Below are 14,038 nucleotides of genomic sequence, written 5' to 3' on the forward strand. Positions count from 1 at the left end.
ACCTGCACCAAACCCACGAATAACCTCCATACCGGAAGTCTGGCACAAGTCTGCGAAATTGGCAGACTACCTGTTAAGCCTTGGGTGCGTTAGAATGTTCGGCCCTTTCGAACCTCATTTTCACACAGGGTACTTTTGGTAATGGCAGGAATGGACGAACAATACAACCCACGTGATGTAGAGCAGACCGCCCGCGACTTCTGGGAAACCAACGAAACCTTCAAAGTGAAGGAAGAGCCCGGCAAGCCCAAGTACTACTGCCTGTCCATGTTCCCCTACCCCAGCGGCAAACTGCACATGGGCCACGTTCGCAACTACACCATCGGCGACGTGATTTCCCGCTACCAGCGCATGCAAGGCAAAAACGTCATGCAACCCATGGGCTGGGACGCCTTCGGCCTGCCCGCCGAGAACGCCGCCATTGCCAACAAATCCGCCCCCGCCAAGTGGACCCGGGCGAACATCGAATACATGAAGAAACAGCTCAAGCAACTGGGCTTTGGTTACGACTGGGGCCGCGAGCTGGCCACCTGCGATCCCGAATACTACCGCTGGGAACAGTGGTTCTTTGCCCGTCTTTACGAAAAGGGCCTGGTGTACAAGAAAATGTCCACCGTAAATTGGGACCCCGTCGATCAGACGGTTCTGGCAAACGAGCAGGTGGTGGATGGCCGCGGCTGGCGCTCCGGCGCCCTGGTTGAGCAGAAGAAGATTCCCCAGTGGTTTATCCGCATTACCGATTACGCCGAGGAACTGCTGAACGACCTGGACCAGCTGGAAGACTGGCCCGAGCAGGTCAAGACCATGCAGCGGAACTGGATCGGCAAGTCTGTAGGTACTGAGCTGACCTTCCCGCTGAAAGACCGGGAAGACGGCCTGACCGTTTACACCACCCGTCCGGATACCCTGATGGGCGTCAGTTACATGGCGGTGGCAGCAGAACACCCGCTGGCCAAGGCTGCGGCTGAACGGCACAGGGATGTCGCTGAGTTTGTCGAGCAGTGCCGCAACAGCAAAGTGGCCGAAGCAGAACTGGCCACCATGGAAAAGAAGGGCATCGACACCGGGTTCAAAGCCATTCATCCGCTGACCCAGGAAGAGGTACCGGTGTGGGTCGCCAACTTTGTACTGATGGACTACGGCACAGGCGCACTGATGGCCGTTCCCGGCCACGATGATCGTGACCACGAGTTTGCCCTGAAGTACAAGCTGGCGATCAAACAAGTGATTGCGCCCAATGACAGCCGCGACATCGATGTACAGGAAAATGCCTTTACCGAGAAAGGTGTGCTTGTATCGTCCGGCAAATACAGTGGACTGACCAGCGAGGAAGCCTTCGACGAGATCGCGAAATACCTTGAAGACAACGGTATCGGCAAGCGCACCGTGAACTACCGCCTGCGTGACTGGGGTGTGTCGCGTCAACGGTACTGGGGCGCGCCCATTCCGATGATGACGCTGGAAGACGGCACGGAGATGCCGGTGCCGGATGACCAGCTACCGGTTCGCCTGCCGGAAGATGTCGAAATGGACGGCGTTCAGTCACCGATCAAGGCCGACCCGGAGTGGTGCAAAACCGAATATAACGGTCAGGCGGCCACCCTGGAGACCGATACCTTCGACACCTTCATGGAGTCGTCCTGGTATTACGCGCGCTTCTGCAGCCCCAACTACGACAAGGGCATGCTGGACCCGGCTGCGGCCAACTACTGGCTGCCGGTGGATCAGTACATCGGTGGTATCGAGCACGCCATCCTGCACCTGTTGTACGCCCGCTTCTTCCACAAACTGCTGCGGGACGTTGGCCTGGTAGACAGCTCGGAGCCGTTCAATCGCCTGCTCTGTCAGGGCATGGTGCTGGCTGAGACCTACTATCGGGAAGATGATTCCGGCAAGATTACCTGGATTGCCCCGGCCGATGTCACGGTCGAACGGGACAACAAAGGACAAGTGGTGAAGGCGGTCCACAATGAAGACGGCCAGCCAGTTCAGATCGGCGGCGTCACCAAGATGTCCAAGTCCAAGAACAACGGCATCGACCCTCAGGCCATCATTGACCAGCATGGCGCCGACACCGTTCGTCTGTTCATGATGTTTGCTGCGCCGCCAGAGCAGTCCCTCGAATGGTCTGACAGCGGCGTGGAAGGCGCACACCGCTTCCTCAAGCGGCTGTGGCGCCTGGTCAATGAGCAAACCGCTGGTGGTGAAGTACCCGCCCTTGAGACTGGCAGCCTGAACAGCGCCCAGAAGGATCTGCGTCGCAAGACCCACGAAACCATTGCCAAGGTCAGTGACGACATCAGTCGTCGCCTTACCTTCAATACGGCGATCGCCGCTGTGATGGAACTGCTGAACGAAGTCAGCCGACTGACAGACAACGAGCCCCAGAGCCTCGCCGTTCGCCAGGAAGCACTGGAGGTGGCGGTTCTGGTGCTGTCGCCCATCGTGCCACACATCAGCCATACTCTCTGGCAGGCCCTTGGCCACTCAGAACCCGTGGTTGATGCCAGCTGGCCGGTTGCCGATGAGAGCGCCATGGTCCGCAGTGAGATTGAGGTTGTGCTGCAGGTCAACGGTAAAGTACGGGCAAAAGAAAGCGTGCCCGCAGACATCGGCAAGGCGGACCTGGAAAAACTGGCGCTGGAGAACGAAAACGTCATGCGCTTCACCGATGGCAAAACCGTGCGCAAAGTCATCGTTGTACCCGGCAAGCTGGTTAACGTGGTGGCTAACTGATATGCCTTCGGTGCCCTTTTTTCTGAAAGCCCTCCGACTTCCGTTACTGGCAATGCTGGCAACCGCCACGCTTGCCGGGTGCGGTTTTCAGTTACGGGGCACCTCACCGGTGCCGGCCTCCCTCCAGCCACTGGCGGTAGACTGCCCCGATTCGCTGCCCGGACGGTTCTGCCAGTCGGTGCGGGATCAACTCAGGCTGGGGGGCATTGATCTGCAGGATGCCTCATCGGCGGACTACGTGCTTCGGCTGAGAAGCTACCAGCAGGACCGCCGGGCATCCGCCATTACCGCTCAGGCCGCCGCGGCAGAGTACATACTGCGACATCAAGTCACTATGGAGTTGCTGACCGCAGACCGGATCCCGCTGATCGCGGCAACCGATCTGACCACCAGCGAGACCTATCGTTACGATGAAACCAATGTGCTGGCCAAGCAACGGGAAGAAGAAGAACTCCGGCAACAGCTCGGGGATCGACTGGCACAACAGGTACTCTTCCGGTTGGCGCCGATGAGCCAGGAGCGGATTGACGCGGCCATCGCAGAGTACGAAACAAGCCAGAAGCAAGCCGACGCGCCATGAAGACCCAGCCCGGCCAGCTCCCCCAGTTGCTCAAGAAAGGTCTGGCTCCGGTCTACCTGATTTCCGGTGACGAGCCCCTGCTGGTGCAGGAATGCTGTGACCTGATTCGAAAGACGGCCCGGGACGCCGGGTATCAGGATCGCCTGACCTACCACGCCGATCATCAACTGGACTGGAATGCCGTTGCCGATGAATGCAACGCCCTGTCCCTGTTTGCTGAAAAGCGGCGCATTGAAATTCACCTGCCAACGGGCAAGCTGGGTGATGGCCGAAAGGTTCTTGAACAGGTTCTTGAGGCACCGCCTGAAGACGTTATCCTGCTACTCATCAGCGCCAAACTCGACGCCGCAGAAACCAAACGCAAGTGGTACAAGGCTCTGCAAGGCTGCGGTGTCCATGTACCGGTCTGGCCGGTTGAGCCCGATAAATTTGCCGGCTGGCTGCAACAGCGGGCCAGCGGACAAGGCCTGAGCCTTACCCGCGGGGCCCTGGGGATGCTCACGGAGCGGCTTGAGGGGAATCTTCTGGCTGCCAGCCAGGAACTGGACAGGTTGGCGTTACTGACGGCTGGCAAAACCATCGACGAAGAGACTATCGAGCAAGCGGTCCAGGACAGCGCCCGCTTCAATGGCTTTGAGTTGGTCACCGAGTTACTCGCCGGTAAAGCCGCCCATGCGGGAAAGATCATCGGAATCCTGCAGCAGGAAGGTGAAAACCCACTGGGTTTGTTGAGTGTGCTGGTGCGAGACCTGCACATCATCATCGAACTGAAAACTGCCCTGCCCCCGGGCGACAATCCTTCGGGCTTCCTGAAAAAACGCGGGGTGTTCCAGCCCCGGCGAGCGTCTGCTATCCAGCAGGCAGCCCGCCGGCTGAATATGCGTCAACTGCACGGCGCCATCAGCCTGTGCAACGCCACAGACCGATCTGCCAAGGGGTTTGATGGTCTTACCCCCTGGCATCACCTCAGGGATTTGTCGGCGGTTCTTGCCGGTGCTCACCCTAACTGATCCAGGTCAATCCAGTGCGAACCTGCGCAAAACCCTGACTTTCACCCTCTTGACAGTTTTTTACATTCCGGCGCATTGTAGACTTCCCAACTCATCAGGGAAGGAGAATCGCTATGAGTCTGCAAGACGAATTCAACAAACTGTCGGAAAAAATCAAGCAGTACCGTGACGAAGCCCGTGTGCAACTGCACCTGGCCAAGGAAGATGTAAAAGATGAATGGGACGACCTTGAACAGGACTGGGATCGCTTCCGCCAGAAACTGGATCAGGTTGTCCATGACGCGGAGAATGCCAGCCATGAGGCGAGAGACACGGCTCGCCAATGGGGAGAAGATCTCAAGACCCGCTATCAGGACATCCGCAACAAAATGAAATAGATTGTTAACGCGTTAACAATTTACAACATGAACGATCCGCACAGGGGCTTCTCTATTTGAGCCTCTGTGCCATACTTCACAGAAAAGAGTGAACACTCCGTCATACTTTTGTCAGATTGTTCATTTTGCCATCAATCACTCGTCGCGATGGCCACGGTATGCGCCGTGCAATGTGAGGTATAACGGCCCTATGAAAAAAATAACGTTAGTTCCCATCACGCTTATACTCGCCCTCTCAACAACCTTGGTTATTGGCCAGAATACCCGTTTCAGTGATCCAGAGACGGTCGTGAAAGATCAGTTCTGGGGCAATCTCTATGCAAACGGCGGAACGTCGTTTTTCTGTGAAGCGCCGTTCACCAGCAAGGGGTTTGTGATGACGGATGGCTATGTCTATCCGCCGGCTGATATCCGCAGCGCGCTGAATTGCGGCACCACAAGCCAATGCAAGCAGGATAATCAATACCGTCAGATTACGTCGGATCTTCACAATATGGTGCCGGTTCGTTCGCGGGTCGAGATGCGGAGGCGGAATGCCCGCTATGAGAATCTGGGCGATGCGACGCGGGCGGATGACTGTGGTATTCGGGAGAGTGCACAATTCTTTGAGCCGCCGGAGCATGTGAAGGGGGATGTTGCCCGCACGATGGCTTACATGGTGGATACTTATGGGCTGCCTTGGCTTGGGGCGACGTCGGTGTTCCAGGAGTGGAATGAGCTGGATCCGCCGGATGATCGGGAGTTGGCGCGGCATCAGCGTATTGCCGAGATTCAGGGTAATGAGAATCCGTTTGTGGTTAATCCTGGGTTGATTAATCGCCTCTAAACTCTCAAAAAGTGCAAGCGCTGGTCAGGGTGGAGCTTTCCGAAACACGCTGTGAATACGTCCTTGTACGCTCTGCTCCGCCATCCCTGGCTCCGCAAGGTTTCGGAAAGCCCCACCCTGACCACCGCCCGGACTCTTGCGATCAGCTGAGCAAGGTTTCAGAAGGGCCTCCCCACATGCCAGCCGATAGACTTCAGTTCGCTATCAACAAAAAAGCAGGCCACTTGGGCCTGCTTTTTTGCTATCTGGAGTAACGAATCTGAATCAGATTTCGTTAGCCGCCAGAGCCATCATTGCATCGCTACCACTGCGGATGCCTTCGGCCAGAGACACGGTCTTTGGCAGCAGGCGGTCGAAGTAGAAGCGGGCTGTTTTCAGCTTGCCGGTGTAGAAGCCGGAGGTATCGCCCTCGGCTTTCGGGGCGGCGGCTTTGACGGTTTTGGCCCACATGTAAGCCAGGGCGGTGTAGCCGAACATGTCGAGGTAGTCGACGGCGGCGGCGCCGATGGCGTTGGGGTTGTCGCCGGCTTGTTTGATGACGTGTTCGGTGACGTCAGACAAGCGCTCCAGAGAGGCTGCCAACGGCTCCAGGTAGGGCTTCAGGGCGGCATCGCCAGTGTTCTCTTCGATGAACGAGGCGACGTCCTGCACGAACAGTTCGTACAGCTTGCCCTGGCTGGCAACCACTTTACGACCCATCAGGTCCATGGCCTGGATCCCGTTGGTGCCTTCGTAGATCTGGGTGATGCGGCAGTCGCGTACCAACTGCTCCTGGCCCCATTCGCGGATGAAGCCGTGGCCACCAAAGACCTGCTGGCCGATGATGGTGGTGTCCAGGCCCCGGTCGGTCAGGAAGGCTTTGGCGACGGGAGTCAGCAGGGCAACCATGCCTTCGGCGTGCTTGCGCTGTTCGTCGTTGTCGGAGTACTTGGAGATGTCCAGCCACTGGGCTACGTAGGTGGAGAAGGCACGGCCACCCTCTACGTAGCTCTTCATGGTCAGCAGCATGCGGCGCACGTCTGGGTGTACCAGGATCGGGTCAGCGGCTTTTTCGGGCTGCTGGGCACCAGTGGGAGCGCGGCTCTGGATACGCTCGTTGGCGTATTCACGGGCGCTCTGCAGGGAGGCTTCGGCGGCGCCGATGCCCTGAATGCCAACGCCCAGGCGCTCGTAGTTCATCATGGTGAACATGGCGGCCAGGCCTTTGTTCTCTTCACCAACCAGCCAGCCTTTGGCGCCGTCGAAGTTCATCACACAGGTAGCGGAGGCCTTGATACCCATCTTTTTCTCGATGGAACCACAGCTGAACTGGTTGCGCTCGCCCAGGGAACCATCATCGTTCACTATGAACTTGGGCACCAGGAACAGGGAGATGCCTTTCGGGCCCTTCGGCGCGTCCGGAAGCTTGGCCAGCACCAGATGGATGATGTTCTCAGCCATGTCGTGCTCGCCCCAGGTAATGAAGATCTTGGTGCCAGTCACGTTGAAGGAGCCATCGTCGTTCGGCTCGGCCTTGGTACGGATAATGCCCAGGTCGGTGCCAGCGTGCGGTTCGGTCAGGTCCATGGCGCCAGACCATACGCCAGAGTACATGTTCGGCAGGTATTTCTCTTTCAGCTCCTGGCTGCCGTGAGCATCCAGGGCCAGGCAGGCACCGGCGGTCAGCATCGGAGCCAGGCCGAAGGCCATGTTGGCGCCCTGCATCATTTCTTCAAACTGGGCCACCAGCGTTTTCGGCATGCCCATACCGCCGAAATCGGGGTTGCCGCCAAGGCCGTTCCAGCCACCTTCCACGATGGTCTGGTAGGCTTCTTTGAAACCTTCCGGAGTGGAAACTTCGCCTTCGTTCCACTTACAGCCCTGCTCGTCCGCTTCGCGGTTCAGGGGTGCCAACACGCCACTGGTGATCTTGCCCGCTTCCTCAAGGATCGCGTCTGCGGTGTCGGGATCTACGTTTTCTGCAATCTTGGGCAGTGATGCCCAAAGCGCTGGGGCATCAAATACTTCGTTCAGAACGAAACGCATGTCACGAAGGGGTGCCTGATAATCAGCCATGTAAAACTCTCCAGAAATTCAGTCAGTCACTTGGGGGACATGGAAAACGCCTTCTCGATGAAGGTCTGATAATCCCCCGCTCGGCTATGTGTCCGAAACAAGGTTGTTGTTCTATGGCGCGCTATTCTACCTCAAAACGCGCCCGGGACTCATGAAAAAAGCCCGCCTCCGGACGGAGAACGGGCTTTTTCAGTGCCATCAACCAGATAGCAACCCCGCCTTAGATGGCGAAGGCTTCTTCCGGCATATCCAGCAGGCTGTCAGAGCCGGCCAGCATGGTTTCTGCGTGGGTCTTGGTACGCGGCAGCAGACGCTTGAAGTAGAAGCGTGCAGACTGAACCTTGGCGTTGTAGAACATCTCCTCGGAGGTGCCGTCAGCCATCTTGTCCAGTGCGACCTTGGCCATACGGGCCCACAGGTAAGCGAAGACCGCGTAACCGGAGTACATCAGGTAGTCCACCGCAGCGGCACCGACTTCTTCACGGTTCTTCATGGCGGTCATACCAACCTTCATGGTCAGATCGCCCCACTCCTTGTTGATCGCAGCCAGCGGCTCGATGAACTCTTTCAACTGCTCGTTGTCGGCGTTCTCTTTGCAGAATACGTGAACCTGCTTGGTGAACACTTTCAGAGCTTCGCCCTGAGTCATCAGAACCTTACGGCCCAGCAGATCCAGCGCCTGGATACCGGTAGTACCCTCGTAGATCATGCCGATGCGGGAGTCACGTACGTTCTGCTCCATGCCCCACTCAGTGATGAAGCCGTGGCCACCGAATACCTGCATACCCAGGTTGGCAGACTCGTAACCGATTTCGGTCAGGAATGCCTTGGCGATCGGGGTCAGGAAGCCCAGCAGCGCGTCAGCGTGCTTACGCTCTTCTTCAGTTTTGCCGCTGTGAACCACGTCCACTTGCTGGCCCGCCAGGTAGATCAGGGCGCGGGCGCCTTCAGCGACAACCTTCTGGGTCAGCAGCATGCGGCGCACGTCCGGGTGCACGATGATCGGATCTGCGATGCCGTCCGGGTTCTTCGGACCGCTCAGGGAGCGCATGGCCAGACGATCCTTGGCGTAGGCCAGGGAACCCTGGAAGCCAAGTTCAGCGGCACCCAAACCCTGGATAGCGGTACCGATACGGGCCGTGTTCATAAAGGTGAACATACAGTTCAGGCCCTTGTTCTCAGGCCCGATCAGCCAGCCCTTGGCGCCGTCGAAGTTCATCACACAGGTAGCGTTACCATGGATACCCATCTTGTGCTCCAGGGAACCACAGGATACCGCGTTACGCTCTCCGGCAGAGCCGTCTTCGTTCGGCAGCTGCTTGGGAACGATGAACAGGGAGATGCCCTTGGTGCCTTCCGGTGCGCCCGGCAGACGTGCCAGTACGATGTGGACGATGTTCTCGGCCATGTCGTGCTCGCCGGCAGAGATAAAGATCTTGGTGCCAGTGATGCTGTAGGTGCCGTCTGCGTTCGGCTCGGCCTTGGTGCGCAGGGTGCCCAGGTCAGAACCACAGTGCGGCTCGGTCAGACACATGGTGCCGGTCCACTCGCCGCTGATCAGCTTGGTCAGATACGTCTGCTTCTGCTCTTCGGTGCCGTGCTCTTCGATGGTGTTGGTGGCACCGTGGCTCAGGCCAGGATACATGCCCCAGGACCAGTTGGAAGTCCCTACCATCTCACTGACCACAAGGCCAATAGAGTGCGGCAAGCCCTGACCACCGTAGTTGGGGTCAGCCGTCATGGACGGCCAGCCGCCTTCAACATATTGCTGGTAGGCTTCTTTAAAGCCGGTCGGGGTTTTTACACCGTCTTCGCTCCAGGTACAGCCTTCCTGGTCACCCACCTGGTTCAGCGGAGACAATACCTGCTCACAGAACTTTGCACCTTCCTGGATGATGGCATCGACCATATCCGGAGTTGCATCTTCGGCACCTTCCAGATTGGCGTAGTGCTGCTCGCTGTTCAGCAGCTCGTTCATTACGAATTTGATATCACGCAGGGGCGCTTTGTACTCAGGCATGGAATCCACCTCGGTTTTCGGACTCGGCTGAAACAGATAACAGCCATTGGCCTTGGGTTTGCTCAGACACTGCGACACATCGCATCACAGCCTTAATTAAACACTTGTTTGAAACATACGTTTTGCGACACAGAATTGTCAATAGCCTTGGCTAAAAATTGTGTTGCATTGTGTGTTCACCAAAGCGGAAAACACCGCCACAACAACGATGGGAACCCCCCGGAGCTGACGGGTTGAGAGATGGAACAGTCAGGTAATTCAGGCAAATAAAGACGTTGGCTCGCCGAACACGCCTTCGGCACCCTGCATGGCAGAAACGCTGCGGTAGGTTTCGTCGGCCTGGCGGGCAATGCCAGACTGGCCTTGGGCTGCCTCGTCCCGAGCCGATTCGGAACCAGGCGTTGGCTCACGCTCGCCTTCACCGGCCGCCAGCTCAGACTGCGCCTGTAACATGGTCTGCATGGCCTGGGCCGCCACCGCACGATCCTGCGCTGAGGGTTGTGCCGGCGCCATGGCGGCCGCTCGCACCACACGCATTTTCTCGATAGTTGCCTGCGGATCGCCGGCGACCGGGGAGACATCGATGGGGACTTCACCGCCCACGGCGTACTGGGCACCGTCAGGGCCGCGCTGATAGGTAAACGACATAGCTCCGGCGTACTGACCGCCGACCGCCTGGTGCGCCGCCTCATGGGCCCGAACTTCCCGGTCCCTGGCTTTCAGCTCGCTCAGCTGTTTAAGCTCGGCCTCCGTGAGCCCCTGCAGGTCGGCCTTTGCATCCGCGTCACCATCGACAAATCGGGAGGCTGATCTGGCGTCGGAGGACTGCTCAACACCCCGGGTACGATCATCAGCATCGGTAGAGAAGCCTTCACCGGGCGTTGTCGAGGAAACACCACTCGGCGGAATGCTGCCAGTCGCCGACGCGTCACCGGAAACCACCGGATAAACAGGGGGAATCGAGGAAAGGATATTCACGGCTCAGTAGTCAGGGTCAGGCGCGGATGTCCAGGAGTGTTCCCAGAGTTTCGTCAGCCGTCTTCACAACCTGTGCGGACGCCTCGACACTGCGCTCGTAGAGCGTCATTTCAATCAGTGGCTCAGCCAGATTACCCACACCCTCAGCAGAACCCTGAGGGCCGTCAACACCGCCACGGGCAATCTTCCGGGCCGCATTTTCCATGCCCGCCATGCCATCCTGGATACCTTGGATACCAAGAGAAAGGGTGTTGTTGATCATGTCCAGGCCACCTATGACAACAGATTGACTTATTTACTCACAGATTTGGTCAAATTTCAATCAACGGGCGAATATTCAGGAATCTTGCCAGGACTTTCGGCAACTGGTCAGCCGGAGTGCCATCCAACCACGGCAAAACACCCAGGCATGGTGCCCCGAGGTGCGTTGTCAGATAGTTAAGGGTGTCCTGCTCACAACTCATGACATTCTCTTCGGGATGATTGGCTACCCAGCCTGCCACGAACAGACCATCGGCCCTGATGGCCTCCGCGGTGAGCATGGCGTGGTTAATACAGCCAAGTTTCAGGGGCACGACCATTACCACATCCAGCCCCAGCTCCCGGGGCACCGCTGCGTAGGTTTCCCGATCGTTGAGGGGAACCCGCCAGCCACCAGCACCCTCAATCAGCATCAGGTCAGCGGGCCGAATCTGCAGGCCACGGCAAAAGCCCACAAGGCGCTGGGCCGTGATGTTCTTGCCCGCCTGTTGCGCCGCAACGTGGGGGGCAATGGCCGGCTCCAGTGCTATGGGGTTGAGGGCATCGTAGGGAAGCTCTTCGGTAATGGCGGCTTGCAACATCAGGGCGTCTTCATTACGCAGTCCATCTGGGGTCTGCTCGCACCCTGAGGCAATGGGTTTCATCGCCAGCGTGCGCTTTCCCAGCTGCCGCGCGGCCTCCAGAATGGCAGCAGCAGCGATCGTTTTACCCACGCCAGTGTCGGTGCCTGTTACGAAGTAGGTTTTTTTTGCCATTTTCTGGGGTTCCTGCTGCATCTGTTTGGGGTGCCAGGTGAGGGTGTGGTGCGTCTTTCCTAACCGACACTTTGGTGCTTGGCTGAGGGTGTGAGTACGGCTTTCCGGGACACGCTCAAGACCCCTACGGGGCCCGGCCAGCAATCAAAGATTGCTGTCGTTCGGCTGCGCATGAAGCTTTGCTTCATAAACGCTTGCCTCACCCATGTGCGCTTAGCTTTCGCCATCCATGGCGAAAGATAGTCCCGGAAAGCCGCACCCACGCCCTCACCTCAAACTTTTGTGTTTGCCGTCTTAATCTTGTCCCGTTTCTTTCCTTTCTAACGAGAGGTTTTAGTCCAGTACAGCCAGCCTGCGTGATAGCTGGCGAAGACCAGGCCGTCTTCCGTGCTCGGATAAGCAGCACACATCGCCTTGAATCGTCCCGGGGCGGTGATGGTTCTGCGGCGCTCTTCGCCCTTGAACACGGCACCGAGGTGTTTGAGCTCCCGGTTCAGGGCCATGGGGGAGTCATAGGGCAAAGCCAGGGTTGCCGTGTCCAAGGTGGAACCAGGGAGCTGCTGGCCGGTTAATCGCTTCCAGTCCGCATAGCGGGTAAAACGGTTTACATGGGGCTGGCCGGGGTCGGCGTAGGCCCAGGCTTGCTTGAGTTCTTCGAGGGTGCCTTCCAGCAAGGTGGAGATGGCGAGGATGCCGCCGGGTTTGAGGATTCTTTGGCATTCGGCCAGGACGGCTTCCGGTCGGGTGCTCCACTGGATCATCAGGTTGCTGTAGATCAGGTCGGTGCTGTTGTCTGGCAGCGGGAGCTGTTCGGCGTCTGCGTTGAGCCAGCGGATGGTCTCGGAGCTGCAGGCTTTAGCCTGCTGCAACATGCCGGGGGCCAGGTCTGCGCCGGTGATGGCGGCGTTCGGGTATTGGCTTGCCAGTTTGCGGGTGAACCAGCCGGTACCGCAGCCGAGATCCAGGATAGTTGCCGGCTTCAGGTTCTCCGGTATGTTGGCGAGCATGGTGTCGCCCATGGCTTTTTGCAGGCGGGAGGCGCTGTCGTAGGTCTGGCTGGCGCCGCCGAACCCCTGGGCAATGCAGGCTTTACTGCCGGTTCCGCCTTCGGCACGGGTTATTGCCGTCAGATCGCTGTAGGCGCTCATACCGCAACAGGCTCCTGAGCAGTCTGCTCCGGCAACAGGGAGCGGCACTGGGCCAAAGCTTGCAGCAATCGATCGAGTTGCTCTTCAGAATGCGCGGCGCTCAGGGTTACCCGCAACCGGGCCTCGCCTTCCGGCACCGTGGGCGGGCGGATGGCCGTGACCAGTATGCCCTGTTCCTCCAGTGCCCGGCTCAATGCCAAAGCTGCATGGTTATCCCCCACCATAATGGGCTGGATGGGCGTGTGCGACGGCATCAGTTGATAACCCAGCTGCTGCGCCCCGGAACGGAACCGGGCAATCAGTGCCTGCAAATGGGCGCGGCGAGCATTATCCTGCTCAATCAAATCAATACTGGCACAGCTTGCCAGCGCCACCGCCGGCGGCATGGCGGTGGTGTAGATGTAGGTTCGGGCCTTCTGCACCAGATAATCCATCAACACCTCCGGCCCGGCCACAAACGCACCGCTAGTACCCACCGCCTTGCCAAGAGTGCCAATCAAAACCGGCACCTCATCCTCAGACAACCCGGCCTCAAGCACACTGCCCCGCCCCTGGGGTCCAAGCACACCCAAACCATGGGCATCATCCACCACCAACAGGGCATCGTGGGCCTTACACACCCGGGCAAGTTCCTTCAGCGGCGCGATATCACCGTCCATACTGAACACACCATCGGTCACCACCAGCTTGTGCCCCGACGTCTCCGCCAACATCCGCTCCAACGCCGCCACATCCCCGTGCCCATAACGCCGAACACGAGCCCGGCTAAGGATGCAGCCATCAATAATCGACGCATGATTCAAACGGTCAGAAAAAATCGTATCCCCACGCCCTGCGAGTGCAGAAATCACACCCATGTTCGCCATGTAACCGGTGGAAAAAAACAGCGCCGAACTACGCCGGGTAAACGCCGCCAGCCGCTGCTCCAGCTGATGATGGGCATCATGGTGCCCGCACACCAGATGAGAAGCTGCCCCACCCAACCCGGTCTCGGCCAACGCGTCACGCAGCGTGGCGATATTGCCAGGGTGATTAGCCAGCCCAAGATAATCGTTGTTACAGAACGACAACAGCTCAACCCCGTCCGCCACCAACTCCGGCTTCTGCGGCCCGGAAACCAGGCGACGGGACCGGTACAAACCGTCCCGTTTACGCTGTTCAATCTCCAGGGCGAAATCACGCATAGAAAAAGTACCTAAATCAACTGCTGTTGTACGGAATCCACGAACGGCGTTTGGCTTGAAGGTCGGGTAAGGCTTTCCGGAACTATAAAGGGCCAGGGATGGCCCGTC

The 14,038-nt window shown here is 58.4% G+C and carries 12 protein-coding genes; 5 read left to right on the forward strand and 7 right to left on the reverse strand.

The window, feature by feature from the left end:
• Positions 1-150 precede the first annotated feature (150 nt).
• The 5 genes from leuS (at position 151) to J122_RS05590 (ending at position 5,529) form a co-directional block, all read left to right on the forward strand.
• On the forward strand, positions 151-2,736 hold the full coding sequence (leuS, locus tag J122_RS05570) for a leucine--tRNA ligase (RefSeq protein WP_061331646.1): 2,586 nt from the start codon (positions 151-153) through the stop codon (positions 2,734-2,736).
• Between the two features lies 1 nt (position 2,737).
• Positions 2,738-3,316 carry an LPS assembly lipoprotein LptE gene (gene lptE, locus J122_RS05575; RefSeq protein ID WP_061331556.1) on the forward strand — a complete coding sequence of 193 codons (579 nt, stop codon included), beginning with the start codon at positions 2,738-2,740 and terminating at the stop codon, positions 3,314-3,316.
• On the forward strand, positions 3,313-4,326 hold the full coding sequence (holA, locus tag J122_RS05580; RefSeq protein ID WP_061331557.1) for a DNA polymerase III subunit delta: 1,014 nt from the start codon (positions 3,313-3,315) through the stop codon (positions 4,324-4,326). The genes lptE and holA overlap by 4 nt, the downstream gene beginning before the upstream one ends.
• Positions 4,327-4,439: 113 nt before the next feature.
• The gene (locus J122_RS05585) at positions 4,440-4,703 is read left to right on the forward strand and encodes a hypothetical protein (RefSeq protein WP_061331558.1); all 264 of its coding nucleotides are present in this window, start codon (positions 4,440-4,442) and stop codon (positions 4,701-4,703) included.
• A gap of 190 nt (positions 4,704-4,893) precedes the next feature.
• Positions 4,894-5,529, forward strand: coding sequence for an endonuclease (locus J122_RS05590; protein WP_061331559.1), 636 nt, complete (start codon positions 4,894-4,896; stop codon positions 5,527-5,529).
• A gap of 264 nt (positions 5,530-5,793) precedes the next feature.
• Here the strand turns inward: J122_RS05590 and J122_RS05595 are convergent, their stop codons facing one another.
• The 7 genes from J122_RS05595 to bioF all read right to left on the reverse strand — a co-directional run bounded on the left by J122_RS05595 (position 5,794) and on the right by bioF (position 13,930).
• Positions 5,794-7,584, reverse strand: a complete 1,791-nt coding sequence (locus J122_RS05595) for an acyl-CoA dehydrogenase C-terminal domain-containing protein (RefSeq protein ID WP_061331560.1) — start codon at positions 7,582-7,584, stop codon at positions 5,794-5,796.
• A gap of 220 nt (positions 7,585-7,804) precedes the next feature.
• Positions 7,805-9,604 carry an acyl-CoA dehydrogenase C-terminal domain-containing protein gene (locus J122_RS05600; protein WP_061331647.1) on the reverse strand — a complete coding sequence of 600 codons (1,800 nt, stop codon included), beginning with the start codon at positions 9,602-9,604 and terminating at the stop codon, positions 7,805-7,807.
• A gap of 258 nt (positions 9,605-9,862) precedes the next feature.
• Positions 9,863-10,582: a putative metalloprotease CJM1_0395 family protein gene (locus J122_RS05605; protein WP_061331561.1), complete on the reverse strand. Its 720-nt coding sequence runs from the start codon at positions 10,580-10,582 to the stop codon at positions 9,863-9,865.
• Between the two features lie 16 nt (positions 10,583-10,598).
• Positions 10,599-10,844 (reverse strand): flagellar basal body rod C-terminal domain-containing protein, encoded by a 246-nt coding sequence (locus tag J122_RS05610; protein WP_061331562.1) that lies wholly within the window; start codon positions 10,842-10,844, stop codon positions 10,599-10,601.
• A 49-nt stretch (positions 10,845-10,893) separates the two neighbouring features.
• Entirely contained in the window at positions 10,894-11,598 is a 705-nt protein-coding gene (gene bioD, locus J122_RS05615) for a dethiobiotin synthase (RefSeq protein WP_061331563.1), read from the reverse strand.
• 320 nt (positions 11,599-11,918) lie between these two features.
• Entirely contained in the window at positions 11,919-12,746 is an 828-nt protein-coding gene (bioC, locus tag J122_RS05620) for a malonyl-ACP O-methyltransferase BioC (protein WP_061331564.1), read from the reverse strand.
• Entirely contained in the window at positions 12,743-13,930 is a 1,188-nt protein-coding gene (gene bioF, locus J122_RS05625; RefSeq protein ID WP_061331565.1) for an 8-amino-7-oxononanoate synthase, read from the reverse strand. The genes bioC and bioF overlap by 4 nt, the downstream gene beginning before the upstream one ends.
• Between the last annotated feature and the right edge of the window lie 108 nt (positions 13,931-14,038).

The organism is Marinobacter excellens LAMA 842 (assembly GCF_001574445.1).
Taxonomy (GTDB): Bacteria; Pseudomonadota; Gammaproteobacteria; order Pseudomonadales; family Oleiphilaceae; genus Marinobacter; species Marinobacter shengliensis.